Source organism: Aeromonas sp. BIGb0405 (assembly GCF_024807335.1).
In the GTDB taxonomy this organism is placed as follows: Bacteria; Pseudomonadota; Gammaproteobacteria; order Enterobacterales; family Aeromonadaceae; genus Aeromonas; species Aeromonas rivuli.
Window position 1 is genome coordinate 51544 of the sequence record NZ_JANUEP010000010.1, and the last position, 20636, is coordinate 72179.

General features: G+C 60.7%; 23 protein-coding genes. 12 read left to right on the top strand and 11 right to left on the bottom strand.

From position 1 onward, the window contains the following. Positions 1–109 precede the first annotated feature (109 nt). Positions 110–745 (bottom strand): Vat family streptogramin A O-acetyltransferase, encoded by a 636-nt coding sequence (locus M2366_RS16975; protein ID WP_259270228.1) that lies wholly within the window; start codon positions 743–745, stop codon positions 110–112. A gap of 198 nt (positions 746–943) precedes the next feature. Here M2366_RS16975 and M2366_RS16980 point away from each other — a divergent pair, with 198 nt between their 5' ends. Continuing rightward, positions 944–1525, top strand: coding sequence for a hypothetical protein (locus tag M2366_RS16980; RefSeq protein WP_042042058.1), 582 nt, complete (start codon positions 944–946; stop codon positions 1523–1525). A gap of 472 nt (positions 1526–1997) precedes the next feature. Here M2366_RS16980 and M2366_RS16985 read toward each other — a convergent pair whose 3' ends face one another. Next, positions 1998–2636, bottom strand: a complete 639-nt coding sequence (locus tag M2366_RS16985; RefSeq protein ID WP_259270229.1) for an exopolysaccharide biosynthesis protein — start codon at positions 2634–2636, stop codon at positions 1998–2000. Between the two features lie 244 nt (positions 2637–2880). Here M2366_RS16985 and M2366_RS16990 point away from each other — a divergent pair, with 244 nt between their 5' ends. Continuing rightward, positions 2881–3891: a 5'/3'-nucleotidase SurE gene (locus M2366_RS16990; protein ID WP_042042044.1), complete on the top strand. Its 1011-nt coding sequence runs from the start codon at positions 2881–2883 to the stop codon at positions 3889–3891. 4 nt (positions 3892–3895) lie between these two features. Further along, entirely contained in the window at positions 3896–4561 is a 666-nt protein-coding gene (locus M2366_RS16995) for a hypothetical protein (protein ID WP_042042043.1), read from the top strand. Positions 4562–4701: 140 nt separating this feature from the next. Here M2366_RS16995 and M2366_RS17000 read toward each other — a convergent pair whose 3' ends face one another. Then, positions 4702–6093, bottom strand: coding sequence for an L-cystine transporter (locus M2366_RS17000; RefSeq protein ID WP_042042042.1), 1392 nt, complete (start codon positions 6091–6093; stop codon positions 4702–4704). A 467-nt stretch (positions 6094–6560) separates the two neighbouring features. Here M2366_RS17000 and M2366_RS17005 point away from each other — a divergent pair, with 467 nt between their 5' ends. Continuing rightward, complete coding sequence (locus M2366_RS17005) at positions 6561–7181, top strand: porin family protein (protein ID WP_259270230.1); 621 nt, start codon at positions 6561–6563, stop codon at positions 7179–7181. Between the two features lie 19 nt (positions 7182–7200). Here M2366_RS17005 and M2366_RS17010 read toward each other — a convergent pair whose 3' ends face one another. Then, complete coding sequence (locus M2366_RS17010) at positions 7201–7506, bottom strand: monooxygenase (RefSeq protein WP_259270231.1); 306 nt, start codon at positions 7504–7506, stop codon at positions 7201–7203. 119 nt (positions 7507–7625) lie between these two features. On the opposite strand from M2366_RS17010, the gene M2366_RS17015 reads away from it, so the two are divergent. Continuing rightward, positions 7626–8003: a helix-turn-helix domain-containing protein gene (locus M2366_RS17015; RefSeq protein WP_259270232.1), complete on the top strand. Its 378-nt coding sequence runs from the start codon at positions 7626–7628 to the stop codon at positions 8001–8003. Here M2366_RS17015 and M2366_RS17020 read toward each other — a convergent pair. Further along, entirely contained in the window at positions 7975–9009 is a 1035-nt protein-coding gene (locus M2366_RS17020) for an acyltransferase family protein (RefSeq protein ID WP_259270233.1), read from the bottom strand. The two genes, M2366_RS17015 and M2366_RS17020, sit on opposite strands and share 29 nt — an antisense overlap. A 239-nt stretch (positions 9010–9248) precedes the next feature. On the opposite strand from M2366_RS17020, the gene M2366_RS17025 reads away from it, so the two are divergent. The 4 genes from M2366_RS17025 (at position 9249) to M2366_RS17040 (ending at position 12249) form a co-directional block, all read left to right on the top strand. Continuing rightward, on the top strand, positions 9249–9731 hold the full coding sequence (locus M2366_RS17025) for a GNAT family N-acetyltransferase (protein WP_042042039.1): 483 nt from the start codon (positions 9249–9251) through the stop codon (positions 9729–9731). Positions 9732–9947: 216 nt separating this feature from the next. Continuing rightward, on the top strand, positions 9948–10679 hold the full coding sequence (locus M2366_RS17030) for a bifunctional 2-polyprenyl-6-hydroxyphenol methylase/3-demethylubiquinol 3-O-methyltransferase UbiG (protein ID WP_259237408.1): 732 nt from the start codon (positions 9948–9950) through the stop codon (positions 10677–10679). An 83-nt stretch (positions 10680–10762) separates the two neighbouring features. Next, positions 10763–11665 (top strand): sensor domain-containing diguanylate cyclase, encoded by a 903-nt coding sequence (locus M2366_RS17035; RefSeq protein ID WP_259270234.1) that lies wholly within the window; start codon positions 10763–10765, stop codon positions 11663–11665. Positions 11666–11841: 176 nt separating this feature from the next. Further along, positions 11842–12249, top strand: a complete 408-nt coding sequence (locus M2366_RS17040; protein WP_042042036.1) for a hypothetical protein — start codon at positions 11842–11844, stop codon at positions 12247–12249. A gap of 126 nt (positions 12250–12375) precedes the next feature. Here the strand turns inward: M2366_RS17040 and M2366_RS17045 are convergent, their stop codons facing one another. Next, positions 12376–12711 carry a hypothetical protein gene (locus tag M2366_RS17045; RefSeq protein WP_042042035.1) on the bottom strand — a complete coding sequence of 112 codons (336 nt, stop codon included), beginning with the start codon at positions 12709–12711 and terminating at the stop codon, positions 12376–12378. 216 nt (positions 12712–12927) lie between these two features. On the opposite strand from M2366_RS17045, the gene M2366_RS17050 reads away from it, so the two are divergent. After that, entirely contained in the window at positions 12928–13650 is a 723-nt protein-coding gene (locus M2366_RS17050; RefSeq protein WP_042042034.1) for a response regulator, read from the top strand. Between the two features lie 4 nt (positions 13651–13654). After that, positions 13655–15031 carry an ATP-binding protein gene (locus tag M2366_RS17055; RefSeq protein WP_259270235.1) on the top strand — a complete coding sequence of 459 codons (1377 nt, stop codon included), beginning with the start codon at positions 13655–13657 and terminating at the stop codon, positions 15029–15031. Positions 15032–15116: 85 nt separating this feature from the next. Here M2366_RS17055 and M2366_RS17060 read toward each other — a convergent pair whose 3' ends face one another. From M2366_RS17060 to yjbD, 3 genes are all read right to left on the bottom strand, one after another. Further along, the gene (locus tag M2366_RS17060; protein ID WP_259270236.1) at positions 15117–17072 is read right to left on the bottom strand and encodes a ligand-gated channel protein; all 1956 of its coding nucleotides are present in this window, start codon (positions 17070–17072) and stop codon (positions 15117–15119) included. Between the two features lie 326 nt (positions 17073–17398). Further along, complete coding sequence (gene cspA, locus M2366_RS17065) at positions 17399–17611, bottom strand: RNA chaperone/antiterminator CspA (protein WP_005316548.1); 213 nt, start codon at positions 17609–17611, stop codon at positions 17399–17401. Positions 17612–18101: 490 nt separating this feature from the next. Then, complete coding sequence (gene yjbD, locus M2366_RS17070; protein WP_040319253.1) at positions 18102–18386, bottom strand: DUF3811 domain-containing protein; 285 nt, start codon at positions 18384–18386, stop codon at positions 18102–18104. A gap of 413 nt (positions 18387–18799) precedes the next feature. Between yjbD and M2366_RS17075 the strand changes: the two genes are divergently transcribed. Next, complete coding sequence (locus M2366_RS17075; RefSeq protein ID WP_157013978.1) at positions 18800–18922, top strand: hypothetical protein; 123 nt, start codon at positions 18800–18802, stop codon at positions 18920–18922. An 82-nt stretch (positions 18923–19004) separates the two neighbouring features. Here M2366_RS17075 and M2366_RS17080 read toward each other — a convergent pair whose 3' ends face one another. After that, positions 19005–19742, bottom strand: a complete 738-nt coding sequence (locus M2366_RS17080; protein ID WP_259270237.1) for an ABC transporter substrate-binding protein — start codon at positions 19740–19742, stop codon at positions 19005–19007. A 186-nt stretch (positions 19743–19928) separates the two neighbouring features. Beyond that, a complete protein-coding gene (locus M2366_RS17085) occupies positions 19929–20516 on the bottom strand; it encodes a single-stranded DNA-binding protein (protein ID WP_042042028.1) in 588 nt (195 codons plus the stop codon). Between the last annotated feature and the right edge of the window lie 120 nt (positions 20517–20636).

Consider the following 20636-nt stretch of genomic DNA (forward strand, 5'->3'; position numbering starts at 1 on the left):
ACGTAGGGTGCAATAAGCGGAGCGCATTGCACCATTTTCGGTACCTGTGGTTGGGTGTATTGAGGTGCAATTCACTTCGTTCATTGCACCCTACGGCACTTGATGGTGTTTATTGGGCCGCAGCTTCCAGCGCGGCTATCTCCCCGCCGCTGATCAATTTCAAATTCTGGCTGATCTGCTCCACCGGCCAGTCCCACCAGGCGAGGGCGCCCAGGCGGGCTATGGTGTCGTCGTCGAAGCGGTGGCGGATCAGCTTGGCGGGGTTGCCGCCGACCACGGCGTAGTCGGGAACGTCAGTGGTGACCACGGAGCGGGCGGCGATGATGGCGCCGTTGCCGACCTTGACCCCCGGCATGATCAGCGCCTCATAGCCTATCCAGACGTCGTTGCCGATGACGGTATCTCCCTTGTAAGGAAGCGTGCCCGGCGCGGGGGCGGCGCTCTCCCAGCCGTTGCCGAAGATAAAGAAGGGGTAGGTGGAGAAGCCGGAGCTCTGGTGGTTGGCGCCGTTCATGATGAACTTGACCCCGCGGGCGATGGCGCAGAACTTGCCGATGATGAGCTTGTCGCCGATGAAGGGGAAGTGGTAGAGGACGTTGCGCTCAAAGCCTGCGGAGTCTTCCGGGTCGTCGTAGTAGCTGTAGTCACCCACCTCGATATTGGGCCCCTTGATGGTGTTCTTGATAAAGCACACCTGGGGGAAGCCGGTCATGGGGTGGGGATTGGCGGGATCGGGGCCGTGCATGGGGCGCTCCTCTGGGCTGTGGATTTTGAACACCCTAACGGAACCTTGTGGCCCTGTGCCACCTTTTTGTTCGCCCCGGTTCGCCAGCCTTTGTCGCCCCCGGCCCATGTGCCCATCGACCCGAAGCCACTTTTTCTCTAGCATGAGCTGATGCGGGGCGCGGGCTCCGTCACACGGATTTTTGACGGAGAAGAGATGATGAAGATGCGTCCCCTGTTGCTGCTGAGTGCTGTGCTGTTGGGCGGTTGTGCGGTCAATCCCTATGGCGGCACTCCGGCGCCGGTCACTGAGCCGAGCCAGCCGGTGAGTCAGCCGGACAAGCCGGTGCCCGAACCCGAAGCGGTCAAGCCTGCCCCCAAACCCGTGGCGCCGACCGGTCTGGCGCTGGCCATGGCGGATGCCTTCTTGAAAGCCCCCGAGGTGCAGGGGCTGAGCCAGGGTGGCAGCCCTGTGTTGCTGCTGATGGCGCCCCAGAACGGCACGGGCGAGCCGTTCAACACCCAGTCCATGGCGGTGGCCATGATCCAGCGGATCCAGTCCCACGGCGGTTTCAGCTTCGCCGACCCCGGTCAGGTTTCCGCCATCACCAGCCAGCTCGAGTATCAGCAGGGGGGGATGAATCCAGCCTCCCTGGTGCGGCTGGGCCGTCAGACCGGGGCCGGTTACATGCTGTACGGGGATCTGGTCTCCGAGGGGAGTCGCTATCGACTCACCATGAGCCTGATGGACTTGCACAGCGGCGAGCTGCTCTGGAACGAGAGCCGCGCCGCCAACCGCTGAACCATGAGTTATCTGGCCCTATGTGGTCATCGACGGGGCAGTGTCTGCTGCCCGCCATATTCTGATGACCTCATCGGGCCCCGCCGCTAGCCCTCCTCTCTATGTTGCCGCTCTTCCCATGATCCAATGACTTCCTCCTGGGGGCACCTGCTGCCCACCATATTCTGACGACCTCATCGGGCCTTGCCGCTACTCCCCCTCTCCATATTGCCTTTCCACTCATGACCCAATGACTTCCTCCTGGGGGCAGTGCCTGCCGCCCGCCATATGCTGACGACCTCATCGGGCCTTGCCGCTACTCCCCCTCTCCATATTGCCTTTCCACTCATGACCCAATGACTTCCTCCTGGGGGCAGTCGCGGCGGGTATTGCCTCTCCCATGCCTACTGATCGCAGACCATAAAAACGCGGCCAGAGTGCCAGGGGCAGGGCCGCGAAGGGTGGTTTCATGACGCCGCCGGGGCGGCTGTGCCTAGCCGAGCAAGCCGGAGATCCCTTGTCCTGCCATCAAGACGCCGGTGGCCAGTACGGCAAACCAGATCAGGGTGGCCGCGACCAGGGTGTAGCCAAGGGCGACGAACAGACCGTCACGCTGCAACATGCCGGTACAGAGCAGCAAGATGGCCCAGGCAGGCAGGGTATTGGTGAGGGGGATGGCGCCAAAGGGCATCATCAGCAAGACGGCGGCCAGCATGATCATCAGGCCGTTGCCCCTGTTGATACTGCTGCTGGCGGTCAGCACCAGCAGGCGGGGGCGCACGAACTTGTCGAGCCGGGCCAGCAGATCGGCGCCCTTGTGCAGGGTTGTTTTGAGCTGCTGGGTGGCAAAGCTGCGTGCCATCAGTCTGGCGGGTAGCCAGGGCACCCGGTTGAGGGTGATGCCGATACCGATAAAGAGGATCAGCAGGCCGAACACGCTGCTGATACCGGGAATGCTGACTGGCAGCAGGAAGGGCACCGTCAGCAGCAGGCAGAACAGCAGCATGCCCTGTTCCCCCACCAGACCGAGCAGCTCCCGCAGGCTGATCTGACCCTCACCCATGGCCTGGGCTGTGCTGCGCAGGGTCTGGGAAAGCAGGACGTCAGGATCCTTGAGCTCGATGCCAACCATGTTTGTGTCCTTGAAAAAAGTATGGGGCCGCATTGTCGGGGCCCGGGCGCGCCACAGCATACGGGGGCAGGGTGAATCGCCGATGAATAGGGCGTCGGAGCCGCGCTGGGCCAAGGAGAGTGTCACTCGCTGAATAATTAAAATAGGGAAAAGGGTTCCATTGGAGGATGTCGTTGGTGGCTTATTTCATGTTTCTGTCATCTGGCAACGTCAGGATGGCGACCTCGCTTTCAAGGATAACATCATGAACAAGAAGCCATTTATTCTCTGCGTGAGCCTGGCTCAGGCCCTGCTATTCTCCCAGTCGGCCCAGGCCCTCAACATAGTGATCAGCAATGATGATGGCTGGCAGACCAACAACATCCAGACCCTGCAGCAAGATCTTGTGGCGGCCGGTCATCAGGTGATCATCTCGGCCCCCTGTACCGAGCAGAGCGGCAAGGGCGGGGCGGTCAATATCTTCAAACCGGTGCCGGTCGATGAGAGCCAGGCGGCAGAGAATATCTACTGCGTGGGGGAGACGGACAGCAGCAAATCCTTTGCCGACTACTCGGAAGGCACCCCCGTCATGGCGGCGCTCTATGGCATTCAGGTCGCGGCCCAGGCCCAGTGGCAGAAGAAGCCGGACTTGCTCATCTCCGGCCCCAACGTTGGCAACAACCTGGGGGCCATGAACGAGAACTCGGGCACTATCGGGGCGGCCATTCTGGCCCTGACTCAGGAGGTGCCGGCCATCGCGGTCAGTGCCCATCAGAACTCGGGCACGGACGCCAGTCAGGGTCACAAGATAGCCGCCGTGGTGGTCGACATAGTGCGCCAGCTTGAGGCGACCCGTCCGGCGGGCCAGCCGCTGCTGCCACCTTATATGGGGCTCAATATCAATCTGCCCGAGGAGATAGATAGCAACCTCGGCTACAAGTTCACCGACATCGGCTGGAACGGCGGCGGCATGACCTGGGCCTTTGCCAGTGACCTGGATCAGAATCCGCAAGTGGTGGATGTGTTGACGCAGAAGGCGGCCGAGGCCACGGGTCAACCGGCGGCCGTGGTGCGTCCCCTGGTCAAGCAAGGGCTCAAGGGCAAACAGGCGGTGACCATAGCCCCAGGGGATAACCAGGATCAGGATGAACAGTCGGAAGGGGTGGTGGTGAAGCAGGGTTACATCACCATCAGTACCTTCGATGGCATCATTCAGGCCTCCAGCGCCAAGGTGCAGTTGACCCGGCAGCGCCTGTTCGGTCTGGCTCAGGAGTGAACCCATGAACAAGTTACTGTTCTGCATGCCGTTTATCCTGCTGTTGGCTGGCTGTCAGCAAAATGAGAGCCAGGCCCCCGCCCTCTCCTGGACGCAATACAAGGGCAGCACCCAGGATGAGGCGGGGCGTGCCACCCTGTTTGAGCTGAGCCAGGACAGTCAGGGCCGGCAGTTGCTGACCCGCTGGGATGAGCGGGATAACCAGCAAAGCTATGCCCCGGATGAACAGGAGAGCGCCGAACTCAGCTTCGCTCAGGGAGAGTATCAGTGCCGGGCGGGGCAGGAGCGTGTCGATTGCCGCTCACCCCAGGGGGAATTCATCCTCTATCCCCTGGCGGAGGGCGCCAGCGTGGATCCCCTGTCCTGGGTGGGAGAGTACAGCGCCGTATCAGAGGGGGAGCATTATCGGCTGAGCCTCAATGAGCGGGGCGGGCTGACCCTGGCCAGTGATCGCTGTCAGAGCACGGGCTCCTGGCAGGCGGGGCAGGGGGCAACCAGCGGCCGCTATCAGTTCAGTGAGGATGGCTGTGGTGTCGATGGCCTGAGCGGGCCCCTTGAGCTGGCCACGGAACATGGTCAGCTGATCAGCCTCAACCTGCAGAGCCCGCATGAGGCACTGCCTGTTACCTGGCTCAAAGAGGACGGGCCGAGCGGTGTCACCGGCAGTTAGTCGGGGTCATCTCTCGCGGTATCCGAGTCACCGATAGCAAACAGGGAGCCGAGGCTCCCTGTTTGCTATCTGCTGCGGACAGGGTTCAACCATGCCGCTTCACCATAGTGTTATATCAACCATGCACCTTCATCATACTGCTAACCCTGCACAGGCTCGGCGCTGTGCTCATCGTGCAGCAGCGCCTTGTCGGTCTGGCCGAGCAGCTGGCTGGTGATGGTGCCGGCCGTCATGGCGCCATTGACGTTGAGGGCGGTGCGGCCCATGTCGATGAGGGGTTCGACCGAGATCAACAGTGCCACTAGCGTGACCGGCAGCCCCATGGCGGGCAGCACGATCAGGGCGGCGAAGGTGGCGCCGCCGCCGACACCGGCCACGCCAGCGGAGCTGAGGGTGACGATGCCGACCAGGGTGGCTATCCAGATCGGATCCAGGGGGTCTATGCCCACGGTCGGGGCCACCATGACCGCCAGCATGGCCGGGTAGAGACCGGCGCAGCCGTTCTGGCCTATGGTGGCGCCAAAGGAGGCGGCGAAGCTGGCGATGGCCTCGGGCACCCCGAGGCGACGGGTCTGGGCTTCCACATTGAGGGGAATGGTGGCGGCGCTGGAGCGGCTGCTGAAGGCGAAGCTCAGCACGGGGGCGACCTTGCGCAGGAAGCTGAGGGGATTGACGCCAACCAGGGCGAGCAGCAGGCCATGGACCAGGAACATCAGTCCCAGCCCCAGGTAGGAGGCAAGCACGAAGCTGCCCAGTGTCATCACCTCCTGAGGGTTGGAGCTGGCGACCACCTTGGTCATCAGCGCCATCACGCCGTAGGGGGTGAGAGTCATGATGAGGCGGACCAGCTTCATCACCCAGGCTTGCAGGGTATCGATGGCGGCGAGCACCTTGTCCCCCTTGCTGGCATCCTCCTTCTTCAGCTGCAGGGCGGCCACACCCAGCAGGGCGGCGAAGATCACCACGCTGATGATGGAGGTGGGGTTGGCCCCGGTCAGATCGGCGAAGGGGTTCTTGGGAATAAAGGAGAGCAGCAGCTGCGGCACACCCAGCTCGCTCACTTTGGCAAGGTAGCTGGTCTCAATCACATCGAGGCGCGCACTCTCTTTGACGCCCTGCACCAGGCCCTCGGCGGTCAGGCCGAACAGCTGGGTGACCAGCACGCCGATCAGGGCGGCAATCAGGGTGGTGAACAGCAGGGTGCCTATGGTGAGCAGGCTGATGCGCCCCAAGGAGCTGGCGTTGTGCAGCTTGGCCACGGCGCTCAGTATGGAGGCGAACACCAGAGGCATGACAATCATCTGCAACAGTTGCACGTAGCCGTTGCCGACCAGATTGAACCACTCGATGGAGGCGGCGATGACGGGGTGACCGGTGCCATAGCAAAGTTGCAGGGCGAAACCGAACAGCACCCCCATCGACAGGCCGGTCAGTACCTTGCGAGACAGGCTCCAGCTCGGCTTGCTGAGTCTGGCCAGGGCCGTCAGCAGGGCGGCGAACAGCAACACATTGATGATGAGGGGTAGATTCATGGGGCCTCCAGCGGCAGAGTTGAGTCACTGCGGACGGGGGAGCCCGGATCCGGCAGGGCTGCGTATGGTACCAGCGCGCTCGAGGCTGGCTTAGACAGAAATGGAATTTTATAGAAGGATCAGGCTGTTGGATTGATTTCTGAGCAAGCTGTCGAGTCCACTGGCCATGGCAGCGGGGCAAGCAAGAGGGGATTGCCTTGCCAGTCTTGCACTTCGCGAGGGGGCGCGGCCATCACCACCATCGCGACCAAGGGCCATCCCGTTGCCACAGGGTGGTGCAGCGCCGCCAGCTTGTGTGGCACAGAATCATGCCAGATAGACAGTGTGGCGTGGCGCACATGTTGGGGGATGCGGCGGGGCCGCGTCAGCCCGGCAAGCCAAAATGGCGTTATACAGCCTCTGTTTAGGAGTGGGTGAAGCGGGCTCTGATATGCTCTGGCACAACCAATGCACATCAGGGAATGGTCATGACGAGAGCAGGAGTGATGGTGGTGGGAATGTTGCTGCCGCTGGGTCAGAGCTGGGGAGAGGAGTCGGCCGCCGATCTGGGCTGGCAGCTGACCCCTTTTCTCGGTTACAGCTCATCGATCGACTTCGAGAAGATGGATGAGCTGGCCCCCATGCCGGTCTCGACCGCCGTTGACTCCCTGCAGGGGGAGAGCTCGGGCAACTGGGGCCTGTTCATCAGCAAGGAAGTCAACGACCCCGGCATGATAGAGCTGCTCTACAGCCATCAATCCACCCCCATCGCCCCGGAGCAGCCGGACAGGCTGACGGTGGACACCCTGCACTTCGCCGGCGCCCTCACCCTCTTCGACAACGTCATGGCCCCCTATATAGGTGCCGGCATCGGGGTGACCCGCTTCGATGCCTATGAGAGCGAGGTGGCGCCCTCCATGTCGTTGGCGTTGGGGGTGCAACCCCGTCTGACCCAGCGACTGGCGCTGCGGGCCGAGGTGCGCGGCTACGGCTCCCTGGTCAATGACGACAGCCAGTTCCTCTGCAATCCCGAGGTCTGTGCCTTCCGGGTACGGGGGGATCTGATCACCCAGTGGCAGGCCAATATCGGCTTGACCCTGAGATTCTGAGTCCGCTTTCCGGCCCGGTTTATGGGATGCCAAAGGTGATGCGGCTCAGGGGCTCATTGACGTCAAACAGCTTGAACTGCACCGCGCTGGCGCCCATGGCGAGCACTCGCTGCTCGTGCATGGTGGCGTAGGCGAGGGCGCTCTTCTCATCTTCGAACAGATAGATGCCCCCCGCCTCGCCGGTGCGCGGATTCTCGGTCCAGATCTTGGAGATGAAGCCCGGCTCCCGGGTGATGGACTCGGCCAGCGGCAGGGCGGCGGCGGTGAGGGCCGGCCCCATCATCTCGGCGGGGAAGGTGAAATGGATCTGCAGCAGGCTGGGCATGATGAACCTCTTGGGCGTTTGATGGTGGAGTCCGTATCATAGGAAGCTGGTATTTTGGCTGCAAGAAGGCACATTTTGGTGGCATAGTTACCCCAAAGTAACCAGCTGCGAGCTATCCCTTGTCCCCACTCTCTTGCCCCGCCTATCAGGTGCTGCGCCTGCTCGCCGGTAAATGGAAACCGGCCATCCTGTTTCATCTGCGGGCCCAGACCCTGCGCTTTGGCGACCTGCGCCGCTGCCTGCCCGAGGTGAGCCAGAAGGTGCTGACCGCCCAGCTCAAGGAGCTGGAGGCGGACGGCGTCATCCTGCGCACTCTTTATCCCGAGGTTCCACCCCGGGTCGAATACGCCCTGAGCCCGCTCGGGGTAGCCCTTCTCCCCCTGCTGCAACAGATGCATGACTTCGCCCTCGCCCACACCGACCTGCTGGCCGGGGAGGGCGGATCCGCAGCGGCCAGCGCTAGCCCCCTCAGCGAGCCCGCAGTAGCCAGCCACTGATCCGGTTCGCCGCCAGCAGTCGGTAGGCGAGCAGGGAGAGCACCAGCAGCACCGGCACCTTCACCAGCTCCCACCACAGCAGCTTGCCCTGGGGGCCGAACACCATCAGCCAGACCACCAGCATCATGTGCAGGCAGTAAAGACCCAGCACCTTGGGGGCCTGGCGTTCCAGCCAGCTGCCCTTGCCCCAGCTTGGGTTGGCCAGCAGCAGGCCGAACAGGCCGAGCGCCCAGGGCAGGGAGCCCAGCAGGAAGTCATGACGATTGAGGGGCACGGCGGTGAAACGCAGCAAGCCCGTGGCCTCCAGGGCATAGAGGCCCATCCCCGCCACCATCAGCAGGGCGCAGCGCCTGGCATCGGGTTGCCAGCCACGCAGGCGCAGCTCGGCACCAAGGGCCACGAACAGCAGCGAGAAGAAGGGGCCGTTGCGGGTCAGCAGGGCCCACTCGCCCCCTAGCAGCGGGCCATAGGAGCCGCCGATCAGGGCAAGCCCGTAGAGCAGGGCGCCCGCCACCATGGCCAGCCGGGGCAGCCTGACCCGCCAGCAGAGGGCCAGCAGCAGAACGGCCAGCATCAGGGCGGGCAGGAACCAGAGGTGGATCATGCCCCCCACCCACCAGGCGTTGAGGGGATCCCCCAGCTGCATCTGCCACTGGCCCGCCATGGCGGGCAGATAGCCTTCCGTCATGGCCGCGACCGGGTTGAAGGGCACCAGCAGATAGACAAGGCTCCACACCAGCCAAAGCCCCAGCAGGGGGCGGCAGTAGCGCAGCGCCACCGCCATAGGCTTGCCTGCAGCCAGGGCGGGTTGCAGGAAGTAGCCAGCGCAGAGGAAGAAGAGCGGCACCGCGAAGCGGCAGAGCTGGTTGATGATGGCCCCGAGCCAGAGGTAGGGGGTGCCGTCCCAGAGGGTGGGATCGAACGGATTGCTGAAGGGGGAGAGGTGAATGGTCATCACGGCCAGGATGGCCAGGACTCGCCCGCATTCGATGCTGGAGATGCGCATGATACCTCGTTGGCGCTCTGGATCAGGGGCGCAGCATAGCAGTCGCAACTGACGCTCCTCCAGCCTGGGTTGCGACAACTGTGACCCCTGCCGATGGCCGGTTACCCTTTGTTACCCTGGCGCGGACCTGGCTCCCCGGGAGGGCATAGCAGGGCTTGGTCTGCCATGGATGGCGGGTTTACCATCGAGGGCAGCAAGCCACAGTCGTTGTGGCCTCATCATGGATCAGGGAGTCAGGGATGGAAGAGGTGATCAGGGCGGATCTGAACAGGGCGGAACATGGGGAGGCGCTGGTGCTCTTGCTCGATGCCTATGCCAGGGATGAGATGGGCGGTGGCACGGCACTGCCTGCGGATGTGAAGGCGCAATTGGCGGCGACGCTGGCCAAGCGTCAGGGGGCCCATGTACTGCTGGCCTGGGTCGATGGTCAGCCAGCCGGGGTGGCGACCTGCTTCGAGGGTTTCTCCACCTTTGCCTGCCGTCCCTTGCTCAACATTCACGATCTGGCCGTGCACCCGGACTACCGCGGCCGCGGCCTGGGCAAGCGCTTGCTGGCCGAGGCGGAGCGGCTCGCCCGCGAGCTGGGTTGCTGCAAGGTGACCCTGGAGGTACTGGAGGGCAACCGGGTGGCCCAGGCCGCCTATCGGGCCAGTGGCTTCGCCGGCTACGCACTCGATCCCGAGCTGGGCAGGGCCATGTTCTGGCAGAAGAAGCTCTCGTGACCCTCTCCAGACCGGCACTGTAGTGGGCGCCAAGCCGGCGCTGATACTGTCCGTGGCCCCTTTCATTGCCGTTGCCTGCGCTGGATGCCGGTCGCCGAGGCCAGGCGGCCCCCTGGGGCGTTATTGTCTGACCGTGGATCGTCAAGTTGTCAGCCGGGTCTTCGTGATCATATGAATCTTGTTTGCTAGGATGGCCTCAGGTGCCAGGAGTGAAAAATGTCACAAAATATCTATGATAATCAGGGTTTTTTCGAAGGCTATGCCCAGTTGCCCCGCTCAATTCAAGGCTTGGCGGGGGCTCCTGAGTGGTCTTCGCTGCAGGCCATGTTGCCAGCCTTGGCAGGCAAGCGAGTGCTGGATCTCGGCTGCGGCTATGGCTGGTTTTGCCGCAGCGCCCGGGAGCAGGGGGCGAGCGAAGTGGTGGGCATCGATCTCTCCAGCAGGATGCTGGCCCGGGCGGCGGAGCTGACCCGGGACCCGGCCATTCATTACCGGCGGGAAGATCTGGCGGCCCTGGCGCTGGACGGCGCGCAATATGACCTCATCTACAGCTCGCTGGCGCTGCACTATCTGGCCGAGGTTGGCCCCCTGTTTGGTCAATTGTTCGCGGCGCTGAGACCCGGCGGCCGCCTGGTGTTCTCGGTGGAGCATCCCATCTTCACCTGCCCACGCCAGCAGGGCTGGTTGCACGATGAGGGCGGCCAGCGCTCCTGGCCCATCAACAGTTATCAAGCCGAAGGGCCACGGCTGAGCAACTGGTTGGCGGAGGGGGTCATCAAGTATCACCGTACCCTGGGCGGTTATCTCAACCCTCTGATCGAAAATGGTTTCCGGCTCGTCCATGTGGAAGATTGGGGGCCGAGCGTCGCCCAGATCGCCGCCAACCCGGCCCTGAGCGAAGAGGCCGAACGCCCGATGTTGCTGCTGGTGGCCGCCAGCAAGCCCTGAGGCTGGTGCGACTCCCCGGGCCGTGAGATAACAGAAGGGCGCCTGGCTGGCGCCCCTTACCATCTAGAGACAGGACACCGCGTATGGCGCTGACGGTTGAACAACTCTATGAAGTGATGGCTCAACTACCGGATCCCCTGTTCGTGCTCAGCGAGGATGGTTACTACATCGAATACCTGGGCGGCATAGAGCAGCAATCTTATCAGGATGGCAACCCCTTGGTCGGCAAGCGCTTGCAGGACATGCTGCCAGCGGACAAGGCGGCGTGGATCATGGCGCAGATTGCCCTCACCCTCGATAGCAACCAGGTGCAGGTGGTGGAGTACGAGCTGGCCGCCGCCGAGGTAAAGGATATCTATAGCGAGGCGGGCCCTCAGGGGATGCAACGCTTCGAGGGCAAGATAGCGCCACTGCCCTCGCGCTACGAGGGCAAGCGCGCCGTCTCCTGGATGACGCGCAATATCACCCGCCAGCATGACCTGCAGCGGCGCCTGCAAGTGCTGAGCGAGACGGACCAGCTCACCGGCTTGCACAATCGTCGCTATTTCTTCGAACACTTCCCCGGCTTGGTGGCGGGCCACGTAACGGCGGGCCTCATCATGCTGGATATCGATCACTTCAAGCAGATCAACGATCGCTATGGCCATCAGCAGGGGGATGGCGTGCTGCAAGCGTTCTGTGCCTGCGTTGCGGCCCAGCTGCGCCGGGGGGATCTCTTCGTGCGCAGCGGTGGCGAGGAGTTCTTGCTCCTGCTCCCTCAGTTGCAGGGGGAGGGGCTCTGGCAATTGGCCGAGCGTATTCGTGGCGCCGTCGCGGCCATGGTGCTGGATGACAGGACGCCCGAGCTGCACATCACCGTCAGCATGGGCACCACCGAGATACAACCGGGGGAAGAGGCGGGGGCCGTGCTAGCCCGTGCCGATGAGTGGCTCTATCGCGCCAAGCGGGCGGGCCGCAATCAGGCGGCCCACTGTCCGGCACCCTGAATCACGACACTTTCTGGCCCATCCCGCCCCAGGGCGATGACGGTATCAGGGCGCTTTTCCCATGGGGCGGGCGCTTGGTCGCGTTCTTGATGACTCTTTCCTTGGCCTGGTACCTTGACGAACAGGATTGCGAACTGTTCTCATAGCCCCTCCCTGCTATTCATTGGAACCTTGCCATGAAAAAAATCCTGTTGATTGCCCTGACCTCACTGCCGCTGTTTGCACAGGCTGGCCTGCTCGATGCCGTCACGGGCGCCGTCTCCGACAGTACCAAGGAGATGGCTCTCGGCGCCGCGGATAGCTATACCAATGATGCCGTGCAGACGGCGCTTGGCATCAAGTCCGGTGTCTCGACCAAAGAGAGCATCAAGGAGAAGTTTGGTGCGCCGACCAGCACGGGCACCGAGGATAAACTGGAGCTGTGGAACTACGACCTGTCGACCCTGAACGAGAGTTCACCGACCCTGGCTCAGACCACCAAGACACTGCTGCCGGATGCCAACCTCGACAATAAAAACGTGGTCATCCGCTTCGAAGGCGAGACGGTCAAGAGCCTGCGGGTGGCGGACAAGCCCAAGGCGTAGCCCGACGGGAGAGTGCAGAGAGAAAGGGGCTGATGAGCCCCTTTTTGTATGGCTGCATGAAGACGGGCAAGAAGAGTGCGGATAAGAAAAGGGGCCAGAGGCCCCTTTTTTGTGTCTTGATGGGTCTTACTTGTGTGCGTCGGCGAACGCCTTCATGGCGTCGGCATGTTTGGTCATGCCCTCGGCGCGCTCGCCCAGCTTCTTGATGAACTCGGCCTGCTTGACCGGATCCTCTATCTTGTCATAACGCTTTTGCAGATGAGCCTGGATCTCTTCCGGGGTCATTTTCTGCATGCGTTCCATCTTGTCGTGGCGGCCACCGTGATGCTTGCCATCCTTCATGGCGCACTCGCTCATGGCACCGGGCTGGGCTGTGGTGACGGCTTCGCTGGCGGCATAGGCACCCAGCGGCAGGCCCAGGATCAGGGTGGCGGTCAGCAGTGTCTTGGTCAGTTTCTTCATGGTGTTGCTCCTCAAGGGATGAATGCAGAGTCGGCGTGTTGCCTTGACCTCAAGTAAACACCCAGTCCGTGTCTGAACTTTGCCAGCAAGGGGCTTTTTTGTAGCAGACTGTGCCACCCCGCCCATTTGCCACAGTTTGACACAAACCCCCCGGGGGATTTTCGTATAATCGGGCCAGTTACGCTCACGCCCCTTTGTCTGAGAGAGAGTCGCGTCATGAATCAGTTGAACAACCATATCCTGGTGGTCGATGACCACGGCGAGATCCGCGACTTGCTCAAGCGCTTTCTGGAGCAGCATGGCATGCGGGTCAGTTGTGCCCGCGATGGGCGCGAGATGAAGAAATTGCTGGAGGAGCGCGAGTTCGATCTGCTGGTGCTCGATCTGATGCTGCCCGGCGAGGATGGTCTGACCCTGTGCCGCGAGCTCAGGGTCAAATCCAGGCTGCCCATCATCATGCTCACCGCCATGGGGGAGGAGACAGATCGCATCATAGGGTTGGAGATGGGGGCCGATGACTATCTGGCCAAGCCCTTCAATCCTCGCGAACTGTTGGCCCGGATCAAGGCGGTGATGCGCCGTACCCAGGCCGATCAGCAACCCGCCGCGGAGACGCTGTCCCGGGATTTGCGCTTCGACCGCTGGCTGCTCGACATCAATCGCCGGGAGTTGCTCGATGAGGATGGGGTGGGGCTGAGCCTCTCTACCGCCGAGTTCGACTTGCTCAAGGTGTTTCTGGAGCGGCCCCAGCGGGTATTGAGCCGGGATCAGCTGCTGGATCTGGCCCGGGGCCGGGAGGCGGTAGCCTTCGATCGCGCCATCGATACCCTGGTCAGCCGATTGAGGCGCAAGCTGGAGCGGGATCCCAAGAATCCCGAACTCATCAAGACCATCTGGGGCGGCGGTTACCTGTTCGCCGCCGATGTGACCCAGGTCTGACGCCATGGCCTTCCTCAAGCGGCTCTGGCCCAAGGGGCTCACCGGTCAGATAGTGCTGGTGGCCCTGGCCGGGCTTATCCTGATCCAGCTGCTCAGCATCCAGATCTACCGCACAGACAGGGAGGAGGCGCTGGGGTTTATCAATAGCCGCAATGCCATGCAGCGCATCGTCTCTGTGGTCAGGCTGTTGACCCTCTCCCCCCCCGAGTTGCACCGGGAGATATTGAAGGCGAGCCGCAGCGAGACCCTGTTCCTGCGCCTCGCCCCCGAGCCGCTGCAACCGGACAATCGCAGCCCCCGCTTCGAGGCGCTGGTGCGCAGCAAGCTGGGCTATCCCCCGGATCTGATGGTGGAGATCAGTGCCGAGCTGAGCAAGGATGCGCCCCGCAGCCGGGCCTGGCGCCATCATGTGCGCATGATGGACGATCGCAAGGGGCCGCCTCCTCAGGATATGCGGCTCTACGGCTCCATCGAGCTGCCGGGGGGCCAGTGGTTGCAGTTCAGTTCCCTGGTAGACAAGGAGGCGGGGACCTGGTCGCGGCAGACCACCTTCAACCTGCTGCTGGTGGCCAGTCTGGTGATCGGCATGATGATCTGGCTGTTTCGCCGTGCCACGCTCCCCCTCAAGCAGCTGGCCCATAATGCCGACAAGCTGGGGCGTGGCGAAGAGACGGCGCTGCTCAAGGAGGAGGGGCCGACCGAGATCCGCGACTCCATCCAGGCATTCAACCGCATGCACACCCGGCTCGATCGCTTCGTGCAGGACAGGACCCAGATGCTGGCTGCCATCTCCCATGACTTGCGCACGCCCATCACCAGCCTGCGGCTGCGCAGCGAGTTTCTGGCCGATGGTGAGGACAAGGAGCGCATTCAGCAGACCCTGCAACAGATAGAGCAGATGCTGGCGGCGACCTTGAGCTTTGCCCGGGACGAAGGCACCCAGGAGCAGACTCGGGAGCTGGACCTGGTCAGCCTGCTGGAGAGTCTGTGCGACGACTATGCCGATATGGGTCAGCCGGTGCATTTCGAGGCAGAAGGCAAGCTGGTCTACGCCTGCCGTGCCAACACCCTGCGCCGGGTGTTGCAGAACCTGATAGGCAATGCCCTCAAGTACGCGGGGGAGGTGGAGGTTCGCCTCGAACCTGGCCCTCAGGAGTTGATCATTCGGGTGCTCGATCAGGGGCCAGGCATAGCCCATGACCAGCTCGACGAAGTGTTCAAGCCCTTCGTGCGCCTGGACGAGGCCCGCAATACCGAATCGGGCAGCGTGGGGCTGGGGCTCTCCATCGCCCGTACCCTGGTGCACCAGCACGGCGGTGAGTTGACCCTGCATAACAGGGCCGAAGGGGGACTGGAAGCCAGGATCAGCCTGCCACGCTAGGGCGATGACGCTCGCCAGCACGCCCCACTCGCCACAATACAAGAGGCCCGCATTATGCGGGCCTCTTGTATTGCCGGGATGGTGATTAGAACTGATAGGTCAGCCCCAGGTTGTAGCGGCGCCCGTCCAGCACTGTGCCGTAGCTGCCGTAATCCACCGTCTTGTCCAGCAGGTTGTAGATGCCCGCAGTGACGCTCAAGTCCTGGTTGGCCTTGTAGACCAATCCCGTGTCGAAGAAGGTGTAGGAGGGCGTGCCGTCAGCCATTTTGGCGCGACTCTGGTAGTCCGAGGTCTTGCTGCGGAAGTTGACCCGCGACCAGAGGCTGACTTGCTCCGTGGTTTGCCAATCCACCGAGGTATTGAACATGTGGCGCGGCATCTGGTTGAGGGGTTTGCCAGCCATGAGACCGCTTTTCTGCTCGGATTGGGTGTAGGTATAACTGGAGGCCAGGGACCAATCGGTATTGATCGCCCAGTTGGCCGTGCTCTCCACCCCGCGCATGTTCGCCTCGTTGACGTTGATGCGATCGCTGATGAAGTCATAGGTGTAGCCATTCAGGGTACAGCTTGGGTCACTCTTGCTGGAACAGCGCCGAACCTCGGAGATTTTGTTGTTAAAATCGGTGTTGAACAGGGTCAAGCTGGCATTCAACCCTTGCTGACCATCCCACAGCAGCGCTATCTCTTCACTGAGGCTGGTCTCTGGCTTGAGGTCCGCATTACCGACCAAGATGCCATCCTGGGTGCCACCTCCGGTGGCCTGACCCCAGTTGGCGGCAGACATACGCAAGTCAGGGGAACGATAGCCGGTAGAGACGCCTCCCTTCAGGGTCCAGAATTCGGCAGGATGCCAGACGCCATACAGGCGTGGACTCCAGTGGTCACCATAATTCTCGTCCTGATCCAGGCGCACACCGGCGGTGAGGGCGAAGCTCTCGGTCATGGCCCACTCATCTTCCACAAACAGCGCCCAACTCCAGCGCGTCAGCTGATCGGCGCTATTGGCCACCTTGAGCTGGTTGCCCTGATCCTGCAGATCCTCATAGCGGTACTGGCCACCGATGCTCAGATAGTGATCGCCGAGTATGAACTGGGTGTGGGTGTCGGCTATGGTGTTGAGCATCTTCATCTGCCGACCCGGATTGGTGTTCTCCTCGTGTTGCAGATAGCTGGAGGATGAGCCGAACTCATATTGGCCGTCGTGGGTGATGGCGTAATTGGTGCGCTCGTAGCGATTCAGGCTCGGCTTGGCTTTGGTGGGAATCGAGTCACCTGGTGTGCGATCCCTGTCTTGCAGGCCGCGACTGGCCTCGAAGTCGAACCTGTTGTGTTCATCTGGCGTCAGACTGAATACGGCAGTACCACTGCGCATCTCCTGTTCGGCAAAGCCATTCTCGAATTGATCCTCATCCCGATGGGAGAGCAGACCATTGACCCTCACCCCCAGCAATCCCTCGACCAAGGCGCCCGCTGCATAGGCGTCGGTCTGGAAGATATCTCCGGACTCCTGATCTTCCTGAAAGGTGGAGTCGGCGTGGAGTGAGCCTTGCCATGCGGTCATGCTGGCGCTCTTGCGAGTGATGACGTTGATGACGCCGCCCATGGCATCGGAACCATAGCGGGAGGACATGGGGCCGCGTACCACCTCAATGCGATCTATGGCTTGCAGGGGAGGCAGCCAGCCTTGTTCTATGCCGGGACCATCGCTGTTGGGGCGAGTGCCACGACTGTCGACCCGTTTACCATCGACCAGCATCAGTGTGTATTTGGAGCCCATGCCCCGGATACTGATGTCGCTGCTGCTGCCACCCCCTGTCACCACAACCCCGGGCACGTCTTTCAAGGCATCGGTGACGTCACGATAGGCGCGCTTCTCCAGCTGTTCGCGTGTCACGACCGAGATGGAGGCGGCGGTGTCTTCAATCTTCTGCTGGAAACCTGAAGCCGTGACAACCATCACTTCGTTCTGGCTGGCATGAGCCTGGCTGGCAAGGGCTGCGAATATCAGAGGGGCAAGGGGGGTAATGCGTATGCTGGTCATGGGAACCTGAACTCCTGGGAAGGAAAGTTTCTCAATCCGCCATGGCATCCCGGGATCTTGGTGTCGCACTGGGACGGCTGGATTGAGCCTCAAACGGGGAAACCGTTTCGGCAGGCATTCTAATTAAATGAGAATTAAACGCAATTGATATCTATTATCATCTTGATGGGGGCAGGAGAGAGGGAACGTGTCAGGGCAAGGAGGAGGGGGCTTCACCGTTTTTCAGGCAACTTTCAGACAACAAAAAACCCGCCTAGGCGGGTTTTTTTAATTCTTGCAGTGGTCAGTCAGCAGACTTGGGTCTGGTTACTGGCCCTTGGCTTGAATTACAGACCAACTACGTTGGCAGCAGCAGGACCTTTCTGGCCTTGCTCGATGGTGAACTCAACGCGCTGACCTTCGTCCAGGGTTTTGAAGCTGGTGGACTGGATAGCGGAGAAGTGTACGAACACGTCTTTGCTGCCGTCAGCCGGGGAGATGAAGCCAAAACCTTTTTCAGCGTTGAAGAACTTAACGGTACCAGTCATTTTGTTAGACATAATAATTTCCTTTACAGTGTTTAAGTGCCATATGGCAATTTATGATTTTTCGTCAGAATACGTATGGCGCACTAAAGAAGGAGAATTATTTGATAAGTGGAATCCGAGGACAACTCTTATCTAATCACTGCTTTACTAGAGACTACCTAACATAATGTGGTCTGAACTACCGAACCATCGAGAAACATTAAAACATGCCATCTCAGTGATGGCAATCTTTATCTCGTAAATCATTTCTTTCAGCAGCCGATCTGGTGATCACTTTCCCCAAAAAAGAGACTTGAATGGTTCAGGTGCTTTTTGAGGAGAAAAGAGGCAGAACCTTGTATGGCCTGCCTTGGCGCTGAATTATCGCCCCTGCCTACTGGGTATAATGCCGGAGGGCGGGTCGGGTGAAAAAACCTGAAAAAATTGTGGTTAAGGGGCGATCCGGGTCAGGCTCGAACTCGCCACTCGGGATGTTTTGTCCCTGGGTGACGAGCCTGAGTGGTCAGCGGCGGCCGCGGAACTTGTCGCTGACGGAGTCAATCCAGCTGAAGGTTTCTGGCAGCACTTGGTTGCGAGCCCGTTCCTTGGCTTTCTCGCGAGCAAGGCGAGAGGCCTCTTTGGCGGCTTCGGCGCGATCGGCAACCACCTTGAGGCGGCCCTCTTCCCGGATTTTGTTGCGCTCGCCATTGGTCAGCGGATGATCCGCATTGGCCTGTGCCTTTTGCAGCAATTGGGCGATATCGGCTTTTTCTTTATCGGTCAGATCTTTCATTTCCAATTTTTTCACGGGGCTCTCCTGGCAAGTTGGGAATGAAATACCTTATCACATTTCGCTGATTATTTCTTATTCTCCGCTTGCCATCACATTTACCCCCTGTTAGTGCCGAATTATTTCCCTGTTCACTTGGCTCTCTGCCGGACATATTTGTGACGAGAGATAGAACATTAAATGCGGGTTCTGGCCAGGCGTTAAATTAAATAGTGATATGCATGAATGGTTTGCTCGCTCTTCAGGTCAAAAAAGCCGATGCAAAGGGAATGAGGAGGGGGAGCAAATGGGGATGGATCCCGGCCTTGATTAGGGAGTATGCTGATTTTGCTTCCCGCTCAATGGGGAGGCAAGGAAGTACTGTAGTTTACGATTCGGATTGCAGCAGGGGTTAGCCCCCCGAGTGTCGGTCACATTTTTGGAGTTTGATGATGAGTAACAAAGAACATCACAACGGCAAAGATGGCAAGAAGAAGCCGCAGATGTCACTGAAGGAAAAGCGAGAGGCCAAGCGCCAGAAAGCCGATCTCAAGAGTGATAGCGTCATGAAGTAACTCAGCTCACTCGAGCCAGTACCACAAGCCAGCCTTCGGGCTGGCTTTTCTATTGCCGCTCATCGGGTGCTTGCTGCAGGGATCATGGTTCGGCGCCATAGTTGGCGAAGATCTGCTCGTACCGACCATCCACTCGCATCGCCAGCAGTGCCCGATCAAAATGATCCCGTACTGCCGCATCCCTGAAGGCGAAGTGATAGAGGGTGGGTTTGAACAGGGCGTTGGCCCGTATCCGTTCCCGGTTATAAATGTGGGGCTCGGCTCTCTCCTGCCTTAACTGCGCCAGATGGTAATAGAAGACGCGCTCATCCATCACCACCGCATCAACCCGGCCAAGCAGCAGCTGGTGCACCTGGCCCTGCTGCTTGGCGACTTCTTCATAACGGGCATTGTTCGCGGCCATAGTGGCAAACTCGGGGCCCAGTATCTGAGTCGCCCGTTGGAAGGCGGTCACCTTGAGGGTCGTGAGCGCCGTGAGATTGGTCACGGTGAGCGGAGCAAGGGTGAATACCTGATTGTGGAAGCGGATCACGGGGCGGGAGAGGAAGGCCCCATCCAGCATGCCGGGTCTGACATTGATGATGGCGTCCAGCTTGCCGTCGGCCAGCATGCGGAAGGTGCGTTCCAGGGGCAGATATTGGAAATCGAGTTGATAGCCACTGTCCATGAAGGCGGTGTGCAGCAGATCCAGCTCTATGCCCTTGCCCTGTTTTTCTATGACGTAGGGTGGAATGGCAAAACTGACACCGACCTTGAGCGGTGCGGCACTCAGCAATCCACTCACTACTAACCCAATGATCAGGATCCCGCGTTTTATCATGTCCCACTACTCGATGGCGATTCACTGCATCATAACCTGCCCCCTTGCACGCCCTCTGTCTCGGGACAAGAGTTGGGCTGAAATCGGGGGGGGATGCGGCTTCTTTGCGTCAGGAATGCACGCAATGTTGCACAGGTTTGCAAAAAAAAAAGCCCTGAATGGTCAGGGCCTTTGCAGAGCTATTAGTCAGAACGGAATGTCGTCGTCAAAGTCCATCGGCGGTTCGTTGTAAACCGGCGGTGCGGACTGAGGCTGTTGCTGCGGACGGCTGTAACCACCCTGCTGCATGTTCTGTTGCGGCGCTGCATTCTGTTGGGGGGCAGAGGGACGCTGCATATTCTGCTGGGGAGCGGCTTGTTGGGGCTGACCCCAGTTGCCCTGGGACTGTTGACCACCCATTCCCTGACCGGCGCCGCCTTGAGGACGACCACCCAGCATCTGCATGACGCCGCTGAAGCTGTCTACCAATACTTCAGTGGTATAGCGCTCCTGGCCACCCTGATCTTGCCATTTGCGGGTCTGCAGTTTGCCTTCGACATAGACCTGGGAACCCTTCTTCAGGTATTCGCCAGCGACTTCGGCCAGTTTGCCCATGAACACCACACGATGCCATTCGGTGCGCTCTTTCTGCTCACCAGTCTGCTTGTCGCGCCAGGTTTCGGAGGTGGCCAGGGTGATGTTGGTCACGGCACCGCCGCTCGGCATGTAGCGCACTTCCGGGTCTTGCCCCAGGTTACCGATCAGAATGACTTTGTTGATGCCTCGACTGGCCATAATCTCTCTTCCACCTTTATATGCCGACCAGCTACCTGGTCTGGTTTTACTCAAAATATTGCTGCCGCCCAGGCCCGGCGCCATCTTGCCTGCGGGGGCCCTGGCCTGTCGTCGATGGGG

Excerpts from the sequence above, each read along its gene's own strand:
- M2366_RS17040 (WP_042042036.1), top strand. The coding sequence starts at position 11,842 with ATGAAAAAAATCCTGTTGATTGCCCTGACCTCACTGCCGCTGTTTGCA.
- M2366_RS17080 (WP_259270237.1), bottom strand. The coding sequence starts at position 19,742 with ATGATAAAACGCGGGATCCTGATCATTGGGTTAGTAGTGAGTGGATTG.
- M2366_RS17055 (WP_259270235.1), top strand. The coding sequence starts at position 13,655 with ATGGCCTTCCTCAAGCGGCTCTGGCCCAAGGGGCTCACCGGTCAGATA.
- M2366_RS16985 (WP_259270229.1), bottom strand. The coding sequence starts at position 2,636 with ATGGTTGGCATCGAGCTCAAGGATCCTGACGTCCTGCTTTCCCAGACC.
- M2366_RS17000 (WP_042042042.1), bottom strand. The coding sequence starts at position 6,093 with ATGAATCTACCCCTCATCATCAATGTGTTGCTGTTCGCCGCCCTGCTG.
- M2366_RS17010 (WP_259270231.1), bottom strand. The coding sequence starts at position 7,506 with ATGCCCAGCCTGCTGCAGATCCATTTCACCTTCCCCGCCGAGATGATG.
- M2366_RS17045 (WP_042042035.1), bottom strand. The coding sequence starts at position 12,711 with ATGAAGAAACTGACCAAGACACTGCTGACCGCCACCCTGATCCTGGGC.
- M2366_RS17060 (WP_259270236.1), bottom strand. The coding sequence starts at position 17,072 with ATGACCAGCATACGCATTACCCCCCTTGCCCCTCTGATATTCGCAGCC.
- M2366_RS17030 (WP_259237408.1), top strand. The coding sequence starts at position 9,948 with ATGTCACAAAATATCTATGATAATCAGGGTTTTTTCGAAGGCTATGCC.
- M2366_RS17075 (WP_157013978.1), top strand. The coding sequence starts at position 18,800 with ATGAGTAACAAAGAACATCACAACGGCAAAGATGGCAAGAAGAAGCCG.
- M2366_RS17020 (WP_259270233.1), bottom strand. The coding sequence starts at position 9,009 with ATGCGCATCTCCAGCATCGAATGCGGGCGAGTCCTGGCCATCCTGGCC.
- M2366_RS16980 (WP_042042058.1), top strand. The coding sequence starts at position 944 with ATGAAGATGCGTCCCCTGTTGCTGCTGAGTGCTGTGCTGTTGGGCGGT.
- cspA (WP_005316548.1), bottom strand. The coding sequence starts at position 17,611 with ATGTCTAACAAAATGACTGGTACCGTTAAGTTCTTCAACGCTGAAAAA.
- M2366_RS17025 (WP_042042039.1), top strand. The coding sequence starts at position 9,249 with ATGGAAGAGGTGATCAGGGCGGATCTGAACAGGGCGGAACATGGGGAG.
- M2366_RS17035 (WP_259270234.1), top strand. The coding sequence starts at position 10,763 with ATGGCGCTGACGGTTGAACAACTCTATGAAGTGATGGCTCAACTACCG.
- M2366_RS17050 (WP_042042034.1), top strand. The coding sequence starts at position 12,928 with ATGAATCAGTTGAACAACCATATCCTGGTGGTCGATGACCACGGCGAG.
- M2366_RS16990 (WP_042042044.1), top strand. The coding sequence starts at position 2,881 with ATGAACAAGAAGCCATTTATTCTCTGCGTGAGCCTGGCTCAGGCCCTG.
- M2366_RS16975 (WP_259270228.1), bottom strand. The coding sequence starts at position 745 with ATGCACGGCCCCGATCCCGCCAATCCCCACCCCATGACCGGCTTCCCC.
- M2366_RS16995 (WP_042042043.1), top strand. The coding sequence starts at position 3,896 with ATGAACAAGTTACTGTTCTGCATGCCGTTTATCCTGCTGTTGGCTGGC.
- M2366_RS17085 (WP_042042028.1), bottom strand. The coding sequence starts at position 20,516 with ATGGCCAGTCGAGGCATCAACAAAGTCATTCTGATCGGTAACCTGGGG.
- M2366_RS17005 (WP_259270230.1), top strand. The coding sequence starts at position 6,561 with ATGACGAGAGCAGGAGTGATGGTGGTGGGAATGTTGCTGCCGCTGGGT.